Origin of the sequence: Bradyrhizobium sp. SZCCHNGR1005, assembly GCF_032489995.1 — a bacterium.
Taxonomy (GTDB): domain Bacteria; phylum Pseudomonadota; class Alphaproteobacteria; order Rhizobiales; family Xanthobacteraceae; genus Bradyrhizobium.
In genome coordinates, this window is sequence record NZ_JAUEZC010000009.1 from 82,864 (window position 1) to 101,040 (window position 18,177).

The 18,177-nt window shown below is 64.3% G+C and carries 21 protein-coding genes and 2 pseudogenes; 11 read left to right on the forward strand and 12 right to left on the reverse strand.

The window, feature by feature from the left end; translation table 11 throughout:
- Nucleotides 1-26: 26 nt before the first annotated feature.
- The 3 genes from QXZ85_RS28855 to QXZ85_RS28865 all read right to left on the reverse strand — a co-directional run bounded on the left by QXZ85_RS28855 (nt 27) and on the right by QXZ85_RS28865 (nt 3,039).
- Nucleotides 27-326: a copper-binding protein gene (locus QXZ85_RS28855; protein ID WP_315765594.1), complete on the reverse strand. Its 300-nt coding sequence runs from the start codon at nt 324-326 to the stop codon at nt 27-29.
- Nucleotides 327-1,146: 820 nt separating this feature from the next.
- Entirely contained in the window at nt 1,147-1,998 is an 852-nt protein-coding gene (locus QXZ85_RS28860; protein WP_316175359.1) for a 3-hydroxybutyryl-CoA dehydrogenase, read from the reverse strand.
- A gap of 141 nt (nt 1,999-2,139) precedes the next feature.
- Entirely contained in the window at nt 2,140-3,039 is a 900-nt protein-coding gene (locus QXZ85_RS28865; protein WP_315729180.1) for a LysR family transcriptional regulator, read from the reverse strand.
- 330 nt (nt 3,040-3,369) lie between these two features.
- Here QXZ85_RS28865 and QXZ85_RS28870 point away from each other — a divergent pair.
- Nucleotides 3,370-4,107 (forward strand): annotated as a pseudogene (locus QXZ85_RS28870) (MFS transporter); the annotation flags it as partial.
- A 333-nt stretch (nt 4,108-4,440) separates the two neighbouring features.
- Here the strand turns inward: QXZ85_RS28870 and QXZ85_RS28875 are convergent.
- Nucleotides 4,441-4,536 (reverse strand): annotated as a pseudogene (locus tag QXZ85_RS28875) (DUF6496 domain-containing protein); the annotation flags it as partial.
- Nucleotides 4,537-4,766: 230 nt separating this feature from the next.
- Between QXZ85_RS28875 and QXZ85_RS28880 the strand changes: the two are divergent.
- The 6 genes from QXZ85_RS28880 to QXZ85_RS28905 all read left to right on the forward strand — a co-directional run bounded on the left by QXZ85_RS28880 (nt 4,767) and on the right by QXZ85_RS28905 (nt 8,957).
- Complete coding sequence (locus tag QXZ85_RS28880; protein WP_315703614.1) at nt 4,767-4,982, forward strand: hypothetical protein; 216 nt, start codon at nt 4,767-4,769, stop codon at nt 4,980-4,982.
- 86 nt (nt 4,983-5,068) lie between these two features.
- Nucleotides 5,069-5,830: a DUF72 domain-containing protein gene (locus QXZ85_RS28885; protein ID WP_315729178.1), complete on the forward strand. Its 762-nt coding sequence runs from the start codon at nt 5,069-5,071 to the stop codon at nt 5,828-5,830.
- Nucleotides 5,831-6,281: 451 nt separating this feature from the next.
- Nucleotides 6,282-7,229, forward strand: coding sequence for a hypothetical protein (locus QXZ85_RS28890; protein ID WP_316175357.1), 948 nt, complete (start codon nt 6,282-6,284; stop codon nt 7,227-7,229).
- Between the two features lie 208 nt (nt 7,230-7,437).
- Nucleotides 7,438-7,644 carry a hypothetical protein gene (locus QXZ85_RS28895; RefSeq protein WP_315703611.1) on the forward strand — a complete coding sequence of 69 codons (207 nt, stop codon included), beginning with the start codon at nt 7,438-7,440 and terminating at the stop codon, nt 7,642-7,644.
- 113 nt (nt 7,645-7,757) lie between these two features.
- A complete protein-coding gene (locus tag QXZ85_RS28900) occupies nt 7,758-8,138 on the forward strand; it encodes a hypothetical protein (RefSeq protein WP_315703610.1) in 381 nt (126 codons plus the stop codon).
- Nucleotides 8,139-8,282: 144 nt separating this feature from the next.
- Nucleotides 8,283-8,957, forward strand: a complete 675-nt coding sequence (locus QXZ85_RS28905) for an HAD family hydrolase (RefSeq protein WP_315703609.1) — start codon at nt 8,283-8,285, stop codon at nt 8,955-8,957.
- Nucleotides 8,958-8,996: 39 nt separating this feature from the next.
- On the opposite strand, the gene QXZ85_RS28910 is transcribed toward QXZ85_RS28905, so the two are convergent.
- From QXZ85_RS28910 to QXZ85_RS28920, 3 genes are all read right to left on the reverse strand, one after another.
- Nucleotides 8,997-9,833, reverse strand: coding sequence for an HD domain-containing protein (locus tag QXZ85_RS28910; RefSeq protein ID WP_315703608.1), 837 nt, complete (start codon nt 9,831-9,833; stop codon nt 8,997-8,999).
- A gap of 343 nt (nt 9,834-10,176) precedes the next feature.
- Entirely contained in the window at nt 10,177-11,061 is an 885-nt protein-coding gene (locus QXZ85_RS28915) for a hypothetical protein (RefSeq protein ID WP_315703607.1), read from the reverse strand.
- Between the two features lie 233 nt (nt 11,062-11,294).
- Nucleotides 11,295-11,480, reverse strand: coding sequence for a hypothetical protein (locus QXZ85_RS28920; RefSeq protein ID WP_315703606.1), 186 nt, complete (start codon nt 11,478-11,480; stop codon nt 11,295-11,297).
- A 216-nt stretch (nt 11,481-11,696) separates the two neighbouring features.
- Between QXZ85_RS28920 and QXZ85_RS28925 the strand changes: the two genes are divergently transcribed.
- From QXZ85_RS28925 to QXZ85_RS28935, 3 genes are all read left to right on the forward strand, one after another.
- Entirely contained in the window at nt 11,697-11,930 is a 234-nt protein-coding gene (locus tag QXZ85_RS28925) for a DUF6894 family protein (RefSeq protein ID WP_315703605.1), read from the forward strand.
- Between the two features lie 7 nt (nt 11,931-11,937).
- Nucleotides 11,938-12,105 (forward strand): hypothetical protein, encoded by a 168-nt coding sequence (locus QXZ85_RS28930; protein WP_315703604.1) that lies wholly within the window; start codon nt 11,938-11,940, stop codon nt 12,103-12,105.
- Between the two features lie 94 nt (nt 12,106-12,199).
- Nucleotides 12,200-12,592, forward strand: a complete 393-nt coding sequence (locus tag QXZ85_RS28935) for a hypothetical protein (RefSeq protein ID WP_409977703.1) — start codon at nt 12,200-12,202, stop codon at nt 12,590-12,592.
- A gap of 51 nt (nt 12,593-12,643) precedes the next feature.
- On the opposite strand, the gene QXZ85_RS28940 is transcribed toward QXZ85_RS28935, so the two are convergent.
- From QXZ85_RS28940 to QXZ85_RS28950, 3 genes are all read right to left on the reverse strand, one after another.
- On the reverse strand, nt 12,644-13,570 hold the full coding sequence (locus QXZ85_RS28940) for a glyoxylate/hydroxypyruvate reductase A (RefSeq protein ID WP_315703603.1): 927 nt from the start codon (nt 13,568-13,570) through the stop codon (nt 12,644-12,646).
- Entirely contained in the window at nt 13,567-14,892 is a 1,326-nt protein-coding gene (locus QXZ85_RS28945) for an ArgE/DapE family deacylase (RefSeq protein WP_315729174.1), read from the reverse strand. The genes QXZ85_RS28940 and QXZ85_RS28945 overlap by 4 nt, the downstream gene beginning before the upstream one ends.
- Nucleotides 14,893-15,192: 300 nt before the next feature.
- Nucleotides 15,193-16,080: a LysR substrate-binding domain-containing protein gene (locus QXZ85_RS28950; RefSeq protein WP_315703601.1), complete on the reverse strand. Its 888-nt coding sequence runs from the start codon at nt 16,078-16,080 to the stop codon at nt 15,193-15,195.
- A 273-nt stretch (nt 16,081-16,353) separates the two neighbouring features.
- Here QXZ85_RS28950 and QXZ85_RS28955 point away from each other — a divergent pair, with 273 nt between their 5' ends.
- Nucleotides 16,354-16,596 (forward strand): hypothetical protein, encoded by a 243-nt coding sequence (locus tag QXZ85_RS28955; protein ID WP_315703600.1) that lies wholly within the window; start codon nt 16,354-16,356, stop codon nt 16,594-16,596.
- 10 nt (nt 16,597-16,606) lie between these two features.
- Here the strand turns inward: QXZ85_RS28955 and QXZ85_RS28960 are convergent, their stop codons facing one another.
- Both QXZ85_RS28960 and QXZ85_RS28965 read right to left on the reverse strand, forming a co-directional pair.
- Complete coding sequence (locus QXZ85_RS28960; RefSeq protein WP_315703599.1) at nt 16,607-17,344, reverse strand: alpha/beta hydrolase; 738 nt, start codon at nt 17,342-17,344, stop codon at nt 16,607-16,609.
- 134 nt (nt 17,345-17,478) lie between these two features.
- Nucleotides 17,479-18,069, reverse strand: a complete 591-nt coding sequence (locus tag QXZ85_RS28965; RefSeq protein WP_315703598.1) for an NAD(P)H-dependent oxidoreductase — start codon at nt 18,067-18,069, stop codon at nt 17,479-17,481.
- Nucleotides 18,070-18,177: the final 108 nt, after the last annotated feature.

The window sequence follows — 18,177 nt, forward strand, 5'->3', positions numbered from 1 at the left end:
TGCCGCTGCCCCTCGGTTGGATCGAACTATTTCTGCCGATCGAGCTTGGTGATCGTCTTGCTGCCACCGTTGTCGGAGGTCGCAAAGGTCACGCGATCGCCGGCATGGACGTTCTCGACCATCGCATTGTCCTTGATCTTGAATTCCTCCGCGGCACCGGAGCCGTTAGCGCCCACGGTCCCGGTTTGAATGCGTTGAATCGAGATCGTGCCGTTCAGCCGGTTGATCCCGGTCACCAGGCCGGTCGCACCTTGCTCGGCAGCGATTGCCGGCACACCGATCGCGACAGCCGCGATCCCTACCAGAATTATCGTTGCTGCTCTCATCGGCCTTCTCCTGACTGTTGATCCCGGGAACAAGACGCCGCGAATCCATTGGTTCCCGGGAACCTGCATTTCAATACTCTGCAAACGCGGCAGTATGACGAATGCCGATCGGATGAAGACTTCCGTTTCACTCATACGATCGCGCAATCTCTCCTTTGCGCAATTGCTAATGACATTCCGACTCGCAAGTCAGACGTCAGCACCTCCAACTATCTAGTTTATCGTCAGAAGCGAACAAGCATCGTCGCGGCACTTACGCACACACAATCACATCAAGAGCGCCTCGCGATGCGTGGCGCCGCCGGCCGCAAGCCTCCATTCATCATTGCGTCACAAAGCGCCTTGACAGCGCACCGCCAGAGGAGGAGCATTAACTTCGTTAGTGCTTCGATTGCAGTCACATAAGCGACAGCAACCGCAACACTGACAACCGCAACAGCAAAGGGAGGTTTGATGACGCCCCCTCCGTATCAGATCCGCTGAGTGCGTCGGTATTCCTTCGGACCTGCGCATAGCGGCAAAAACCACGAACGGCACGCCGGGTCGAGGATTAGTGGGCCGCATCAGTGAGGCATGGCCCCTACCCGCCCGGCGCTGTGCCGTTTGAAGCGTGACATCCCAGTTCTTGATGCGGCAGCCGTCGAAGACTCCATTGCGGCGATCGAGCGCAGTCCGCACCATCATGCAACGATCCTGACGCAACGGCGATTGCGCCAAATTGATTGTTGATGTCGGAAAACCGGTTTGAAACGATGATTGCCGGTCTCGTCATCGCGCGGCGGGCGCCTTCAATGCCGCCCGCCGCGGCGAGAACCTGCCGCTACTTACTGTAATCGTAGAAGCCCTTGCCGGTCTTACGACCGAGCTGGCCTGCGGCCACCATTTCCTTCAGCAGCGGCGCGGGGCGATATTTCGGGTCGTTGAAGCCATTGTAGAACACTTCCATCACCGACAGCATCGTGTCGAGGCCGATGAGATCTGCAAGAGCAAGCGGGCCGATCGGGTGATTGCAACCGAGCTTCATGCCTTCGTCGATGTCTTCGGCCGTTGCGATGCCTTCCGAGAAGGCGAAGATAGCTTCGTTGATCATCGGGCAGAGAATGCGATTGACCGCAAAGCCCGGGCTGTTCCTGGCGGTGATCGCAACCTTACCGATCCGCTTGGCGAAGGCTTCGGCTATGGCAAGCGTCGCATCCGAGGTCTGCAGGCCGCGGATCAGCTCAAGCAGCGCCATCATCGGCACCGGATTGAAGAAGTGCATGCCGACGAAACGGTCCGGCCGGTCCGTCGCGGTCGCCAGCTTGGTGATCGAGATCGACGAGGTGTTGGTCGCGATCAACGCCTCCGGCTTCAAGATCGCACAAACGTCCTTGAGGATCTTGAGCTTCAGCTCCTCATTCTCGGTCGCAGCTTCGATGACGAGATCGCATGCGGAAAGCTTGCTCCCGTCGGTGGTGGCGGTGATGCGCGAGAGCGCCGCCTCCTTGTCGGCCGCCGTCAGCTTGTCCTTTTTCAAGAGCCGATCGAGGCTTGAGCTGACGGCAGAAAGCCCGCGCTGGACTGCTGCATCTGAAATGTCGATCATGATCACGGGTACGCCGGCGACAGCGCAGACCTGCGCGATGCCGTTGCCCATGGTGCCCGCTCCGATGATGCCAACCGTCCCAATCATGCTCGTACCCTCTTCGTCTTTTTCGTCTTCGTCCTGCGCCAAGGTCTTGCGCTAAAGTCCTGCACCAAGGTCCTGCGCCAAGCGCGATGCAGGCTGCTTAGCAGGCAATCCCCGCAACCGATAGGTCCCGTATCCGGGCTGTCAAGCCGCACCGCTGACGCGTGGCGGGCTGGTCGCGGCGACAGCATGGAAAGCGTCGCGAATCGCCGTCAGCAGGGCTTGCACGCGTGCGAGGCTGGCGCGCGTCGCCGGCACCAGCGCCTTGACCCAGAGATCCGGAATCGGAATCTCAGGCAGCACTTCGACCAGCGCGCCCGTGCGCAACGGCACGGCAACCGCCGCCCGGGACACCACCGCGATCCCGCTGCCGGCGCGTAGCGCATCGATCAGAAGCGCGTTGTTGTTGCTGACAAAGCGTGGGCGCACCGCGACCGTGATCACGCCGGTCTTGCCTTCGAAGGTCCACACCGGTCCCATCGGCGTAAACACAAGGCAATCGTGGTTGACGAGATCACGGACGTGATGCGGAGAGCCTCGCCGGGCCAAGTATGAGGGAGAGGCGCAGAGCACGCGCGGAAACGCAAGCAACGGCTCCTCGAGCACGCCGTGGAAGGACGATGGCATCATCGTCAGCACGATATCGAATCCTTCCTCCACCGGATTCACGGTCCGATCGACCAGAACGGCCTCCAGTGTGACGCGCGGATATTCGATCTGAAACGAGGACAGGATTTCAGCAAGGTCGATGGCCATCGGCGAAGCCGGTGCCTTGATCCGCACCTGTCCCTCAAGCTCCTGTAGCGATCGCATGATGCCTGCGACCATCTCGTCATATTCGCGCACGATGGCGCGGATAACCTCGAGATAGCGCTCGCCGACTTCGGTGAGTTGCAGGCGCCGGGTGCTCCGTCGCAGGAGTGTGCAGCGCAGCGACCATTCGAGCTGCCCGACCCGCTTGGTCAAGACCGATGGTGCAATCCCGAGCTGCCGGCCGGCCTCGGAGAAGCTCCCGGCACGGACCGTCGCCACAAAAGCCTTCATATTCAAAGGCTATCAGTCATTTCATCCAATCAGGAAAAGATATCACGCCAAAATAGCCTATTCTCCCTCGATCTCGAAGCAAATAGCCTTCTCCTGCAAACTGCTTTGGCAGCGGGCGCGACCGTCGGTTGCGCTTCGCGATCGGTCGCTCCGCCCAGAACCGCCGATCAGTTGCCGACGTGGTTTGCAGCAAGCCGTCAAAAACAAAACAACGGCCATGGGGAAGGAACGACAATGAGCGCATCCGCAATCATTGATGTCAGCGCTGTGATCGAGCGCCAGCGCCGCAATGGCCTGGTGCTGACCGTCATGATGCTGTCGACGGCCATGATGTTTCTCGATGGATACGACCTGCATGCAATGGCGTTTGCCGCGCCCGCGATTATCTGCAACTGGGGTATCGACAAGGGATCGCTGGGCATCGTTTTCAGTGCCGGCGTGTTCGGTATCCTCGTCGGCGGTCTCGTCTTCGGCTATCTCGGCGACCGCATTGGCCGCCGCCCGTCGATCGTGGCCGCGACGATCACCTTCGGCGGCTTCAGCCTGCTGACCGTCTGGGCCGGCGATCTGCCTGCGCTGATCGCGCTCCGGTTCCTCGCAGGCCTCGGCATCGGCGGCCTCGCGCCTTTGTGCTATTCCCTCAACCTCGAATATGTTCCGGCCAAATACCGCGGCACGGTCGTTGCGATCATCATGCTGGGCTATGTCGCCGGAGGCAGCGCCGGCGGCGTGATCGCGGCCTGGCTGGTGCCGCATCTCGGCTGGCAGATCGTGTTCTGGATCGGAGGCGTGCTGCCCTTGGCCGCGGCCGCGCTCTGTTTCTTCACCCTTCCCGAGTCGATCAAATTCCTGGTCGTGCACGGCAGGCGGCCAGACGAAGTCGCCCGCATCCTCAACCGGATCGAACGTGATCTTGGGGCCCAACCGCGCGCGCGCTTCATCATCGACGAGGGGCAGCAGTCCGGCCAGTCGGGCCGCGGCCTGAGTTCGAAGCTCGCCGCCTTGTTCGATGGGCAACTCGCGCTGATCACGCCCCTGTTGTGGCTGGCCTACATCGCAAGCTCGATGACGATGTTCTTCCTCGGCAGCGATCCCGCGCTTCTTCGCCTTGGCATAGAGCTCCTGCCGCGTCGCTCCGCCCGAGCTCCGCGTGCGCGATCGCGCGGCTTTCTGTCCCTGTGCGATCGGCTTGCGCGCATTGCGTCCGCGCATCGCCGGCGTGCTTTCGCGACGTCCCCTGGCGCCGACCCAAGACTTGCCTTCGCGCTCCTGCTGTGCGGTGCGCCCTTCTGCTTCCTTGCGCTCGGTGCGCTGCAGATTGCGCTTGTTTCGGCGAGGGCTCTCATAGTTGGATGCCCCCGCCTCCTCCAACGCGATGGCGATCGCCTGCCGCCGGTTCTTGACCTTGCCGCCGCGGCCGCTTCGCAGTTCGCCGTGCTTGAACTCATGCATCACCCGACCGGTGATGCGCCTTTGCCGTGCAGATTCCTTTACCATCGCAACTCTCCCGTCATGGCGCAGAAACACGTCGACGCAGGTCAGTGTTCCCTGCTGCTAGTTGATGTCATGCTGAACAGCACCAACGGTTTCGAACCAGCGAGAGGGCAGCGGACGCAAAACGTTCCACCGCTACAATCATTTTTTGATCCGCATGCCATAACGTGCGTTAGCGACTGCCCAGCGGCATGGTTGGACACTGTCGGTCACAGATGATGGAGACCGTGCAGATGACCACAACGACGATCACGCGCAATCGGCGCAAGCAAGCGATGTCTTTCGACCACCGCCTGCGGCAGGTCGCAATCGACGCGCGCGAGGCGGCACGAGTGCTGCCCGAAGGAGAGGAACGGAACACACTCCTGAAAAAGGCACTTCAGGCGGAAACGGCTGCGCACATCAATGCATGGCTGGGCTTGCCCAATCTGCGCGGACGGTCGGGCTAAGCGTCCGACCTGGTGAGTTCGGCCGGAACCGCAACCAACCTGATCGCTTGAGAGTGAGGAGAGCTCGGTACAATCAAGAGCGGACCATGGCGCGCATTCTCATCGGCACGTCGGGCTGGCACTATGTCTCCTGGCGCGGGGTGTTCTTCCCCAAGGAATTGCTGATCAAGCATCAGCTTGCCTATTATGCGAGCCAGTTTCAGACGGCCGAGCTGAACGGCGTGTTCTACCGCACCCCGACCGAAAATGCGGTGCGCAGTTGGCGCGAGCAGACCGGTCCGGATTTCGTCTTTGCCTGGAAGGCCTCCAAATTCATCACGCATTGGAAGCGCCTGTCGGACCGCTCCGTGAACAGCCTGGAACTGATGGAGAGCCGGCTTGCGCTGCTCGGCGACAAGGCCGGCCCGGTGCTGTTTCAGTTGCCGCCGCAGTTCGAGGCCGATCCCGAACGTCTCGGCGCCTTCTTCAAGCTGCTGTCGAACAAACGCCGCTACAGTTTCGAGTTCCGGCATCCGAGCTGGTACTGCCCGCGCATCATGCGCATGCTCGCGGACGAGAACATCTCGCTCTGCCTGTCCGACCATCACGACGCGCCGGCGCCGTGGAAGCGCACCGCCGATTTCGTCTATGTGCGCGGGCACGGGCCCAGCGGGGATTACAAGGACAACTATCCGCCCGCCGCGCTCGGCGCCTGGGCGAAGCGCATCCGCTCGTGGAAGGCCCAGGGCTGCGATGTCTTCGTCTATTTCGACAACGACCAGAAGAGCGCAGCGCCCGCCGATGCCCTGAAGCTGCGCGGTCTGCTCGAACCGGGAATGCGCGCCCCGCACACACGTCGTGCCGCATAGCTCGCCGATCCGGCGCCCCGTCCGGCCCGAGGGGCCGACATCGCCTGACGGGCGCCTACAGATCGTGCTGCGCCGCGGGTCGGCGGCAAGGAGCAAGCGATTTTCGGTTGGCAAGGTCCATCTGGCATTGCAAAATAACGCTGGACGGTGCCCGGGCGAACGCAAAGCGGTCCCAGATTTACCAAGCAATTGCCTTGGTTTGGACAAATCCGGCTGGACTGTGGGGCGTGGCAGGGATGGTCCAGCAATGCGCCCCGGCAAGGTTGGGACGCCGGCGCGCTGGCTGACGTTGGAATTGAACTTCGAGCTGGAAGTGAACGGCGCCGCCGCAGACCATGCTGGCGCGAGGACAACCGGTACCAGTTTGCGTCGACGCCGCCTGTAAGGCTTTATGATACACGCAAAGGCCGCAACCCTGCTGATGCGGGCGGCCAAAGAGGACGGATCGCCAATGCTTTCCACGCCACCTGTCGCCGACCCCAATCAGCAACCTAAGGGTGTGATCGATCCGGAGATCATTCTGGCCGCTCGGGCCGACCGCGTAGCAGCTCCTCAAGGCGCGGACGCCGCGCGGCGCTCCGAACGCCAGGGGCCGCGGCCGGCCGACATTCCCGTTCCGGCGGTCGATACCAGCCTGCGCGTCGCCGACACCGGCGCGGAGGACGAGCCGGCCGAACGCACCTCGATCGCCACCTGGGCGGTCCGGACCGTGGTGGCCATCCTGTTTGCGGTCGTCAGCGCCGTCGGGGCCGCGGCTTGGCAGACCTACGGTGACCAGGCGCAGGAGATGGCCGCGCGCTGGATCCCGCATATCTCGCTGTCGTCGACCTTTACAGGGAAAACACCTGCCGAGCCCACCCAGGCAAGTACCGACAGCCCAACGAAGGATAGTCAAAGCACGACCGCTGACGCTGCGCCGGCGCAGCCCACCCCGGCCGCGGCGTCCGCGCCCACAGCAACGGCAGCAGCCGCGCCCCCCTCGGATCAGACCCAGCTGCTGCAGTCCATGGCCCATGACCTTGCGGCGATGGGGCAGCAGATCACCGATCTCAAAGCCAACATTGCCCAGCTCAAGACCGGGCAGGACCAGATGGCGCGCGAGATCGCGCGCCTGTCGGAGAAGGCGGAGCGCACCAGCGAGGCGAGATCGTTCGATCCCAGGGCGATCGAGCAGACGCTGCGTCCGCGACCTGCGCCGCGGCCAGCGACCGCTGCGACAGGCGCCGCCCCTGCTGCAGCCCCCGTACATCGGCCGCGACCCGCTGCGCCGCCCGCACAGAGCGTCTCGGCCCCGCCGACCGGGGCTGCGCCGATGCCGCTGCAATCGGCTCCTGCCCCGCAGGCGACAGCCGATTCCGACGGCAACAGCGTGGTGCGGCCGCCGATGCCGGTGCGTTAACGCGGCGAATTTGAAGCTCTGATCGATTTCTTCGTGCGCTCTTTGCCGCAACCGTCGGCTGTCGCCAACAGGCGGCCGCAGCGGACGCTGCGAAATGCTTGAAGGCACGCGGGTGTTCACGTTATGGAACTACACCTGCAAGCGCAGCCCGCGATCGAGGCCCCGTTCGCCGCAAGGCCGTCGATAGCAAAGCATTGGCGAGGAGCCCATGAGCCTGACCGACCCGACCGTCCTGAGTGCGTCTGAGCTCGCCGAGCGCATCGCACTCCTGCGCGACAATATCCGCCAGATCACTGAGCAGGCGGCATCTCAATCGGGAGCCGCCGACGAGGAGCGCAATGCCGACCGCCTCGCGCAGCAGAGTGATGAACTCGATCTGCTGCTCAAGGAGCAGGAACGCCGTCTGAACAAATAGGTGGCAGCATTCCCGGGAGGGGGCACGACGGCGGTTTTGCTGCAGCGCGCTCGGTGTTGATCGCGACTCATTGGCGCGCTAGCCTTGGAAAAAACAGCGGGAGGTTTCCAAGGATGCGTTATGTGTTGTCGATGGCGGCGTTGCTGATGATCGCGGCGCCGGCACAGGCCGAGCCCCGGTCCACCTATGTGACTTTCGTGCTGCAGGCCTTTGCCGCCAAGGTCGAGTGCCCTGGCACCGAGCTGGTCTACCAGGACCTCGTGCAGAAGGCGCAGGAGATGCACATGCCCGATGGCACCACTGAACAGGTGCGCAAGGCCATCGCCTATTTGCATACCGGCGGCAAGATGGGTGAGCGCCAGGACGATACGCTGATGTCCGAGGTGGCGCTGGCGACCCAAACGACCGATCTGGACCAGCGCCGGCTCGGCATGACCGCATGGTGCGCAGACCAGAAGACGCGTCTGGCCGGCTTTATCCGAGCGAAGAACTAGTTGCTGCGGGTAGCCATCCTCGCCCTCACTCACACGTGACGGGGCCGGGGCCGGCAAGCGATCGAACCGTTGGAGATCTCTGCTAGGCAGGAACGCGCCGTCTTGCGCATTGCATCACGGCGCCCCCTGATAAGGAGACCTGCCATGCGCATGGAAACCGCCTTTCTGTTCGATCTCGACGGCACGCTGGTCGACAGCGTCTACCAGCACGTCCTCGCCTGGAAGCGCGCACTCGACGCCGAGAACATCGAGCTCTCGGTGTGGCGCATCCACCGCAAGATCGGCATGAGCGGCGGCCTCTTCACCAACCAGCTGCTCCGCGAGACCGGGGTAGCCATCGAGCCGGATCGGATCGAACGGCTGCGGCGGGCCCATGCCGAGGCCTATCGGCAACTTGGCGACAAGGTGCGGCCCCTGCCCGGTGCGCGCGAACTGCTCACATTCCTCACCGATTCCAACATTCCCTGGGCGATCGCGACCAGCGGTCGCATGGAAACCGCAGCGATCAATCTCGCGGCGCTGGGCGTCGATCCGCACCAATGCCCCGTGGTGACCCGTGACCAGGTGCGCTACGCCAAGCCCGATCCCGACCTGTTCCTGGCCGCGGCGGCACGCCTCGACGTGGCGATCGAACGCTGCATCGTCGTCGGCGACAGCATCTGGGACATGCTCGCAGCCACCCGCTGCCGCGCGCTCGGGGTCGGCCTGCTCAGCGGCGGCTATGGCTCGGAAGAGCTGCGGCAATCCGGGGCCATTCGCGTCTACGAGGACCCGGCCGATCTGCTCGGCCATATCGACGAAGTCGGCGGCAGGCGCTAACGCCCTGACCTGAGGCCGAAGGCGCGGCGGGCTCGCGACTCAGGTCTGCGGCCCCGACAGCGAGATCTCGCGCTCGGCGCGAAACACGTTGGCATAGAGGTTGGCGATCCACTGCCGTCCGGTCGAGGTCATGTTGAGGTAGCGGATCTCGGTCTGGATATGCGGGGCAACGCTGTTCCAGTAGAACTGAGGATAACGATCCACGATATCGGCGGGCGACTCGTAACCGAGCTGCCGGTTGATCCCAACCTCCTCGAACTCGTGATAGAGCGCGTTGGCCTTGCGGATGTAGTTGGGGTCGCCAAGCTGTCCGATCAGGTCTGCGGCGCGCACGATCGACTGCTCCTCGTCGAACTGCTGCCCGGCCAGGGGCGGAAAGCGTGTGCCCTCGATCGCGCGCGCGATGCGCTCCTTGTCGAGCGGCGCCACACCTTCGATCCGCTTCATGACGTACAGCTTGGAACGGTCGACGTGGTACGGCATCAGCCCCGCATCCGAGGAGCCGCGCGGCAGCCGGACCTTGCGGCCGGGCTCGTCCATCACGTAGCCGTCCTCGTCATCGTCCGCGAACAAGCCGCGGACATAGCCTATGTCGTGCAACAGGCAGGCGATGATGACATGCGCATAGTCGTCCGCGGTGAAATGGCTATGCAGCGCACGTCCGCGCAGGATCTCATGTCCGGCGAGCGTCACCAGAAGCGTATGCTCGACGTTGTGATAGAGCGCATCGCTGTTGCCGATGCATTCGAGAGCTATCCGCGCCGCGGCCGGCACGACTTCGGAGAGTTGCGTGTTCGACGAACCGAAACGACGCCGCATATAGGAGCCGAGAAACTGCTCCAATGCCGTGGCCGCGAGCTCCGGTAACGTCATCATTGGGTATTGCCCCGCTTCAGCCAGCCTGACGCGTTCGCTCCCGCCCCTTCGTCCACCGCCTACGGAACATAGCCGAGATTGGTCCCTCCGGCCACAACCTGGATGATGCCGCCGGGAGTCTACGGAGATCTCGTTGCTAAAAGAGCTAACGGCCGGTCACCGGGTTAGCGGATGCAACGGCTGGTCCGGGTAGCCCCGCCGGCTGCGGCTTTGTGCCGCTGGCACTTGGGGGAGAGCCCCGAGACATTCCCGAGCGAATGGCGCTTGCGCCATTGAGACTCCCGGCAAGCGCCGTCATGCCACCAGCAGCAGCACGGACGCGCCGCAGCGCTCAAGCCAGCCTTCAGGCGACGTCGGCCTGCGGCGCGGCCTGCCCGGCGACAGCCAACGCGTCCAGATCAACCAGGGCTGGATCGTCCGCGCCCGGTTCGACCTGCTGCTGCCCGCTGCCATGGACATGCATCAGCGTTTGCACCCGCCGTGCGTTGAGATAATCGACATGCTGATGCTGCAGCGCCGCCGTGAGCAACGTCTTGGGCAATGCCGCCATCGTGAAGGCCGCCACGCGCCGGACCTCCTCGCCTTCCCGCCAGCTGAGCGGGCTCAGCGTATAGATCATCTGCCGGTCGCTCTCGGGCGGCGGAAGCTGCTTGGTCTCAGGTGGCGCCAGCAAGGCGACGTTGGCATTGCCGACGCGCGTGCGCACCGCGGCCGAGCGCAATTCCCAACAGATCAGTTCGGCCGCGGCCAGCACTTCCCGCCTGATCTCGTCCACGTCAGCCGCAAAGCGCGTCGCCTCGCTCAGCGCCGCCTTGCTGCGGGTGACGGCGTCGATCAGCGCGGCGGCCCCGATCTCGAACCGCGGCACGGCCTGCTCGATCGCCCCCGCCACCGCTTCGATCTCGTTCGCGGCCCGGTCGCGATCGCGCTGCGCGATCGCATCGGCCAGCGCGCGCTCGGCGAGCACGATCTGCTCGTCGCAATCGGCCACTGCGGCGCGCAGCGCTTTCGCCTTGTCCTCGACCACCTGCATCTTGGCCTCGGCGCGATCGAGTTGGCCATTGCTCGCGCCTGCCTTGGCCAGCCGTTCGGCCACGAGGCGCTTTTCGTCCAGCGCCTTCTCGGCCAGGAGCAACCGCTCCTTCAGCTTGTGGCGCGCCGCGTGCTTGTCCTTCAACGCTCGCTCGAAAATCTCGACCGGGCTGAGCTCACGCCTGAAAAAGACCATCGAATATCCCTTTGGCGACATCTCGCCGCGATCGCGTCAGGCCGCGGCGAATCCGCTGCCGAATCATTTCGGTGGGATTCTTGCGTTGAAATTGGGTCGGAAACCAGGATGAGATTGTCCGCGGCGTTCGATCATCGCGCTTGACGGTGGAGAACGCGCCACGCCGAATCTCGGCCGAGGCAGAATGTTCCGCCTCGGCTCGCGTCATGCGGTCCTACGTCCAGACCTCGTTGCTAACTTTGGTGCGGCCCCCGCATCATCTTCATGGCATCTGCGATGTGGCGCCATTCCTTGGCCTCGTCGGCCTCGCCTTTGCTCTCACAGGCTTGTGCCTGCTGCGCTGCCTGCGCGATCGCCTGAGGGCCGTGCTGTTCCATCATTCGCCGCGCGATTGTATGGATTTGCGTTTCCGACATCATGGCGCTGCTCCATAGTTCCAACAGCAGCGATTCGGCTGTTGATCGCTTCTAACTGGCAGACGCGAGATCAGGTTCCCTTCCGTCGCGACATCCCGAATCGGTTCCGCTGATGGTATGCGGTCCGTAATTCACCTTACGTGGTGGCACCGAATTTCGCTGATCGCACGGCGCTGCTAATTCTGCACTGATGATTCGCTTGGCGAGCAGGAGACGGATATGGCGCAGGTCTTCTTCCATTGCTCCAATGACGACGAGGTCCTGATTGATCGGCAGGGAGCTGCTGTCCTCGATCTCACCGAGGCGCGCGATCACGCCGCGCGCGTGATGCGCTCTCTGATCACGACCGAAGGCGACGAAGATTGGCGTGAATGGGTGGTTCACGTCTCCGACGATCTCGGCGAGGAAATTTTCGCAGTTCCCTTCGCCTCGGTGCTCGGCCGCATGCAGTGAGGCCGCCATGCTGACCCGCTCGCCATTGGCTCATCGCTTGCGCATTCTGACCGCACGCTGGCAGAAGCTGGTCGCGCTGGCGCGGGACCCTTACCGGCCGGAACGCCACTACATGCGCGGGCCGGGCCCGAAATGGCGCGCGAAGCACGGCACCGAGACGGGCGCCGGCTGCTAGCCCCACACTGGGCGCTTTTCGAACCCTCGATCCTGCACTCTTCTCGCCACATTTCTGCGTATTGCTCGCCGCCGATAAGGACGGGGAGACTTTCATGATCATGAGCGGGATGCGGATGATGGCCGCAGCGACACTGGCGCTTGCACTGACGGCGCCGGTCGCGATGGCGGATGAGCACCGCGGCGGTGACGCCGCGCTCGGCGCTCTGTCCGGAGCCGTGGTGTTCGGTCCCGTCGGCGCGGTCGCGGGTGCCGTGGTCGGTTATACCGCAGGCCCGTCGATTGCCCGCTCCTGGGGTTTCCGCCGCTCGCATGCCAGCAGGCAGCAGCCACGGCGACCAGCGCGCGAGGCGCGCGCCGAGGCCCGCACAGAGGCTCCAGTGTCCGCTCCGGTCGCAGCAGCTCGGCCGCCGGTCGCCGCAGCCCCCTCGGCCGCTCCGGCTCAGGCTCAGGGCCCGAGCGCGCCACCGGTGCAGACCTTCGAATAGACTGCGAACGGACGCCGCCGCTGACACTTGGCCGCGGCGCCCACGTTCGGCTCAGTAGCCGCGAGCGCGATCGACCGCGTTAAGCAGGGGCTCGCCGCGCTTGAGCCGGCGGACATTCTCCGCGATCTGCTGAGCAATCACCGTCCACGAGGCGATCGCGGCCATGTGCGGCGTCACCAGTACGCCTGGTTCGCGCCACAATGGATGATCTGCAGGCAGCGGCTCGCGCTCGAACACGTCGAGCACGGCCCCGCGCAGGTGACCCGTCCGCAGCAGCGCAACCAGGTCGTCGGCAATGAGATGCTCGCCCCGGCTGCACAGGACGAGCGCGGCCCCCTTCGGCAACCGGCTCAGGCGCTCGGCGTTGAGCAGCCCCAGGGTCGACGGCGTCAGCGGCAGCAGCGACACCAGTATGTCGACCTCGCCGAGGAACGCATCGAGCGCCGCAGCACCGCTGAAGGTCCTGATGCCATCGGCTGTCTTGGCCGAGCGCGACCAGGCGCTGACCGAAAAGCCGAGATCGACCAGCCGGCGCGCCGCATCGGTGCCGAGCGTACCGAGCCCGAGAATGCCGACACGCGTATCCTGCGGCGCCCGCTGCGCATAGCGATGCCAGGCACCGGTCCGCGCATTATCAATCACCCGGTCGAAATCTCGGTGGAAATACAGCGTGCTCCACAGCACGAATTCGGTCATCGCAACGCTGATGTCGGGATCGACGATACGACAGACCGGCCGGTCCGGCACACTCGGATCGGCGAGGATGTTGTCGACGCCGGCCGCGATCGAATGGATCAGCTTCAGATTGGGCATCGCGGCGAGCGCGCCGGCTTGCGGCTTCCAGCACACCGCAAGCTCGGCCTCGCGCGAGGCTTCTTCCGGCCAGGATGCGCAGGTAAGGCCGGGCAGTTCGCGCCGAAGCAATGGCTCCAGCGGATCCATCAGACCCGGCGTACTGAGAAAAGCGACGGAAATCATGCGACCGGCGACCAATCGCTCGATGCCGCCGCACGCAGACCGCACCATTGGGCGATGAACAGCGCGATGCTCAAGGTGGTCTTGCGCACGCTGTCGAGTTCGACGCGCTCGTCAAAGGCATGCGGACCTATGCCGTACGGCCCATAGCATAGCGCCGGAATGCCGTAATCGACCGTGTAGTACCGGGTATCGTTGACCGCAGTGGACAGCCGGTCTTCCAGCGGTCGCTCGAACACGCGCTCATGCACGGCGGCGAGCGCGGCTTCCGCCGCGCTGCCGGGCTCGCATACGGCAGGATCGGCCTGAAAGCCGCTCCAGATCAATTCGGCCGGATTGCTCGACAGGAAGCTGTCGCTCGCCTGTGCCTCGGCCAGGCAACGCTCGATGCCGGCCATTGCCTGCTGAGGCGTCTCGCCGGGCAGGATGCCGAGCCGGCAGTCGAGCTCGCACCACGCCGCCGTCGAACTCGCCCAATCGCCGCCCTTGATGATGCCGACGTTGAACTTGATGGGATTCTTGACCGCACCAAACCACTTGTTCGCAGCGGCCCTGGCGTTGATCCCGGCGGTGTAGTCCTGAAACGCGCGCACCAGGTGCATCGCCGAGAGGATCGCGCTGGTGCCGGTTTCGGAATAGGCGACATGCACCGGCGCGCCGCGCACCCGCAGCCGGAACCAGACCGCGCCGACCTGGGCGCGCGTCAGCGTATGACCGGTCGGCTCCGGGATCAGGCAGGCATCGGCGGAGTAACCGCGCATCAGCGTCGCGAGCGCGCCATTGCCGGTGCTCTCCTCCTCCGTGACGGTCTCGAGATGAATGCGCCCGTCCGGCAGGAAGCCGGCCGACCTGATCGCATCAAGCGCGAATATCATCGCGGAGACGCCGCCCTTCATGTCCTGCGCGCCACGGCCGATCATCCAGCCATCGCGAACGATGGCCTCATAGGGCGGATCGGCCCAGAGGTCCGCTGGACCTTCCGGCACCACATCGACGTGCCCTTGCAGGATCAGGCTGCGGCCCTTGCCATCGCTCTCGAGTGTCGCCACGACCTGCTTGGAGCCTTCGAGCGCAATGGCGTCCATCGGTGCGGCTTTCGGATGGCGCGCCAGATCGACATCGGCGAGGCTGAACCGATCGACCTTGTAGCCGCGCGCCTCGAACTGCTTGGCGAGCCAATCCTGCGCCGGTGCCTCCTCGCCGCGCAGGCTCCTGAACTGCACGAGCTTCTGCAGAAATGCGACCTGATCCTGAAAGTTCCGATCGATCGCGGCACGCAGCCGCTCCATCACGTCGTTCGGCACCGCTGCCGTCTTGTCCGTCACAGTCCTCGCCCCTCGCCGCTCGCTTCAACTCTGCCATCAGCATGACACAGCGGGGCACTTATCCAGCATCGTTGGCCCGGCGTCCACCAGTGCCCGGCTTCGTTGGTGATGATCGGGGCGCGCTCGACCGCCGGCCGGCGTCGAGGCGCTCAGCGCTTACGCAAAGGCTGTGCACGCCTTGAGCGGCGTGACCAATATCCGCTCATCGGAGGCGGCTGCGCGAGCTGCGAATTGCGCAGCGCGCATTCACCCATGCGTCGCCAGCGCGGCTGGTGCTTCGCTTCGCCGCACGCGCCAAAGCTATTCCGCGAGAACCGTCTTCAGCCACAGCCGCAGCGCGACGATCGTAGGTTCATCCCAGCGCTCCTTGAGCGCAACGAGCTGATAGGAGCCCATATAGATTGAAGATGGAATAACCTCGACCAATGCTCCGGAGCGCAGATCGTCGTCGACGAGAATGTCGTTGGCGAGCGCCACACCGTGCCCGAACCGAGCCGCTTCGATCGCAAGATGGGTGTGCCACAGCGTCTGCCCCTGCAACGAGCCCGACTCGGAATGACCGGCCAGGGTAAACCAGCGTTCCCATTGCTCGGTGGTTTCCTCGTAGTTCAGTGCGGCCGCCGCAAGGCCTGCCAATGTCGAGATGTCGGGATGGCGCGCGAGGTAAGCAGGGCTTGCCACCGGAAACACGCGCGGGCGCAGCAGCGCTTCCGCCATCAGCGCACCATTGGTGTCGACCTTGTCGGCATACACGATCTCGGCATCGGCCTCGCCGCGCGCCAAGTCGGGGCGCGAAAGCGTCGGCTGCAGATTGATGTCCCAATGGTGCGGTGGTCCCGTCAGTTCCGGCAGTCGCGGCAACAGGCGCCGGGTGACGATGCCTGGAATGCACCAAATCTTCAGGGTCGGTCGCGACGCAGGCCGCACCATCAACGTGGCGCGCGCGATGATGTCGAAGCCCTGTTTCACCTGCGCATGAAACAATTGGCCGACACCGGTGAGCGCGATGCCTCGCCCGACCGGCCGGACGAGCCCCACGCCAAGGCTTCGCTGCAGGTTCTGCAGGTGCCGTGAGATGACGGTATGGCTGACTGCGAGTTCGTCTCCGGCTGAGCGCACGCTGCCGGTACGCCCCACCGCCTCGAAAGCACGCAAAGCAATGAGAGAAGGCAATCGGGATGTGGTCATTGGGTTAATACTCGACACGCGACGACTTGTTCGAACGCTGCTGCCGAGCCGCCGGGACATCCGCTCCACACCCCTTCCCTGCGGGGCAGCGAAACCAGCCCACACCGGCTTTTGAGCGAGTCTAAGCCGGCTTCATGGCCGCGACGGTTCCCTTTTCAGGCCTCGGTAATCCCGGCCCCATTCACCAGACTGCGGCGCCAAGCCGGCATTGCCTAAAATTTTCCATAATCCTCTTCTGAAATCGTGACCGCTTCGAGCAGGAGAACCCGGAAGATGCGGATCACCGACGTGATCTTCGCCGGTTCGCTGGCGGCCCTCGTTGCGGCGGCGCCAGCGCTGGCGAAGAATTCCCCGACACCGAAGACCGACGATCAACAGGCGATGTCATCGCCCTGCCGTGCCTATCAGCAGGCGCCGGACGGGACCTGGACCGAGCTGCCATGCCAGGAGCCCGGTGCCAGCGCGCCAGCGCGGCAGAAATCGGTCAGCAGCGGCGCCGCGGAGCCGTCGCGCTGACACAGATTGCCTAGTCGGATGAGGTCCGGTGCAGGAAGGCGCGCAGGCCTCGTGCGCCTTCAGCGCCGTGCCTGAACAACATGCCGAGATGATCGCCTTCAGTCGACAGGTCGTGCAGGCCGTGTGCTTTGGCAAAGGCCTGCATTGGATCATGCGCCGGGTCATGGCGGCCGTTCCACAACATCACCGGCTGCGTAAGACCGAGCACGGCCTGTTCCGCGCCTTCCAGCTCGTAGAGTGCCTCGAAGCAGGCACGCACGCCCGCCTCGTGCTCGGACGTCACCCATTCCGTCAGCTTAGGTGCCGTCGCTCGGGCGAATTTCATGAAGCCGTCGAAAGTGACCGGCCCGTTCGTGCCCGGCGCCAATCCGCTCATCAGGTTCCAGCCAGCCACCACGAGTGACGACAACCGGCTGGCGTAATCCTTGGCGACGCCGACCGCGAGCCAGCCGCCCATGGAATGGCCAATGACATGCGCGCGTTCACAGCCGAGATCATCGATCACGGCGACAATGTCTCCCGCGCGCTGATCCTGCGCGTAGAGCGCAGGATCAGCCGGCTTATCACTGCGGCCATGGCCGAGAGAATCCACGCAAACAACGCGGAAGTCCTGCGCCAGCACGTCGACGATGCCGCACCGTCGCCAGCTCGCGCCGTCGAGCAACAGGCCATGCTGCAGAACGACGAGCGGTCCAGCACCATCCACGGTGTAGTGAAGGCGCTGTCCGCGATGAGTGGCGAACGGCATACGAATTTCTCCTGCTCCCCTTACGTGGCAAAATGGGGATGAAGACAGGCGGCGCAACAAGTTTGCGTTCCTCGGCGAAACGAAACTGGATTGCCTCGATCACAATGACGGAGCTCGAAACGCCGATCTAATTCTCAATAAGGCGGCGGCTTTCGCTCGCGCTGGGCTGTCGCAGCCTCCGCCCACCACAACAGATCGTCGGCGAAGCGCGGAAACGCGTGCGCCAGCGCCTTGCCCGCCTCGCCGGTCGGCTCACCATCCGCCGACAGCGTCTGCGCAATCGGCCCGACGGCGAGCGTGCTCGACACCACCACCATGCCCATCTCCGAGAGCGTCCCGTGCCAGGCCGTGGCCGCGCGGGCGCCCGACAGACGGCCGGCGGAATAGCTTGCGATTGCCGCCGGACGCCAGAACCACTCCTCCAGGAAATGGTCGGTGAGGTTCTTCAGCCCCGGCTGCAGGCCCCAATTATATTCGCCGGTGACGAAGACGAAGCCGTCGGCCGCGCGGATCTTCCCCGCCAGCTCTTCCATCGGCGCAGGCGCCTCGCCCTTTTTGTATTCCTTGTACATGCGGTCGAGCATGGGAAGGCCGACCGCCTTGGCATCGATCAGTTCGACATCCACGCCCTTGGCGCGCAGGCCTTCGACGACGAAATGGGCAAGGCGGATGCCCATCCGATCGGAGCGATAGGAGCCGTACAGCACCAGGATGCGGAAACTCATGGCAGGTCACCTCCGGATGGCATGTTCGAGCCAGAGTAGCATGCCTGCGTCTGTCCTGCCGAACGGCCCACGCTCCTGCAGCGCGCAGCCTTCACACCCGCGCACAAG

Coding starts and splice junctions, on each gene's coding strand:
- QXZ85_RS28855 (WP_315765594.1), bottom strand. CDS start 326: ATGAGAGCAGCAACGATAATTCTGGTAGGGATCGCGGCTGTCGCGATC.
- QXZ85_RS28860 (WP_316175359.1), bottom strand. CDS start 1,998: ATGATTGGGACGGTTGGCATCATCGGAGCGGGCACCATGGGCAACGGC.
- QXZ85_RS28865 (WP_315729180.1), bottom strand. CDS start 3,039: ATGAAGGCTTTTGTGGCGACGGTCCGTGCCGGGAGCTTCTCCGAGGCC.
- QXZ85_RS28880 (WP_315703614.1), top strand. CDS start 4,767: ATGACCACAACGACGATCACGCGCAATCGGCGCAAGCAAGCGATGTCT.
- QXZ85_RS28885 (WP_315729178.1), top strand. CDS start 5,069: ATGGCGCGCATTCTCATCGGCACGTCGGGCTGGCACTATGTCTCCTGG.
- QXZ85_RS28890 (WP_316175357.1), top strand. CDS start 6,282: ATGCTTTCCACGCCACCTGTCGCCGACCCCAATCAGCAACCTAAGGGT.
- QXZ85_RS28895 (WP_315703611.1), top strand. CDS start 7,438: ATGAGCCTGACCGACCCGACCGTCCTGAGTGCGTCTGAGCTCGCCGAG.
- QXZ85_RS28900 (WP_315703610.1), top strand. CDS start 7,758: ATGCGTTATGTGTTGTCGATGGCGGCGTTGCTGATGATCGCGGCGCCG.
- QXZ85_RS28905 (WP_315703609.1), top strand. CDS start 8,283: ATGCGCATGGAAACCGCCTTTCTGTTCGATCTCGACGGCACGCTGGTC.
- QXZ85_RS28910 (WP_315703608.1), bottom strand. CDS start 9,833: ATGATGACGTTACCGGAGCTCGCGGCCACGGCATTGGAGCAGTTTCTC.
- QXZ85_RS28915 (WP_315703607.1), bottom strand. CDS start 11,061: ATGGTCTTTTTCAGGCGTGAGCTCAGCCCGGTCGAGATTTTCGAGCGA.
- QXZ85_RS28920 (WP_315703606.1), bottom strand. CDS start 11,480: ATGATGTCGGAAACGCAAATCCATACAATCGCGCGGCGAATGATGGAA.
- QXZ85_RS28925 (WP_315703605.1), top strand. CDS start 11,697: ATGGCGCAGGTCTTCTTCCATTGCTCCAATGACGACGAGGTCCTGATT.
- QXZ85_RS28930 (WP_315703604.1), top strand. CDS start 11,938: ATGCTGACCCGCTCGCCATTGGCTCATCGCTTGCGCATTCTGACCGCA.
- QXZ85_RS28935 (WP_409977703.1), top strand. CDS start 12,200: ATGATCATGAGCGGGATGCGGATGATGGCCGCAGCGACACTGGCGCTT.
- QXZ85_RS28940 (WP_315703603.1), bottom strand. CDS start 13,570: ATGATTTCCGTCGCTTTTCTCAGTACGCCGGGTCTGATGGATCCGCTG.
- QXZ85_RS28950 (WP_315703601.1), bottom strand. CDS start 16,080: ATGACCACATCCCGATTGCCTTCTCTCATTGCTTTGCGTGCTTTCGAG.
- QXZ85_RS28955 (WP_315703600.1), top strand. CDS start 16,354: ATGCGGATCACCGACGTGATCTTCGCCGGTTCGCTGGCGGCCCTCGTT.
- QXZ85_RS28960 (WP_315703599.1), bottom strand. CDS start 17,344: ATGCCGTTCGCCACTCATCGCGGACAGCGCCTTCACTACACCGTGGAT.
- QXZ85_RS28965 (WP_315703598.1), bottom strand. CDS start 18,069: ATGAGTTTCCGCATCCTGGTGCTGTACGGCTCCTATCGCTCCGATCGG.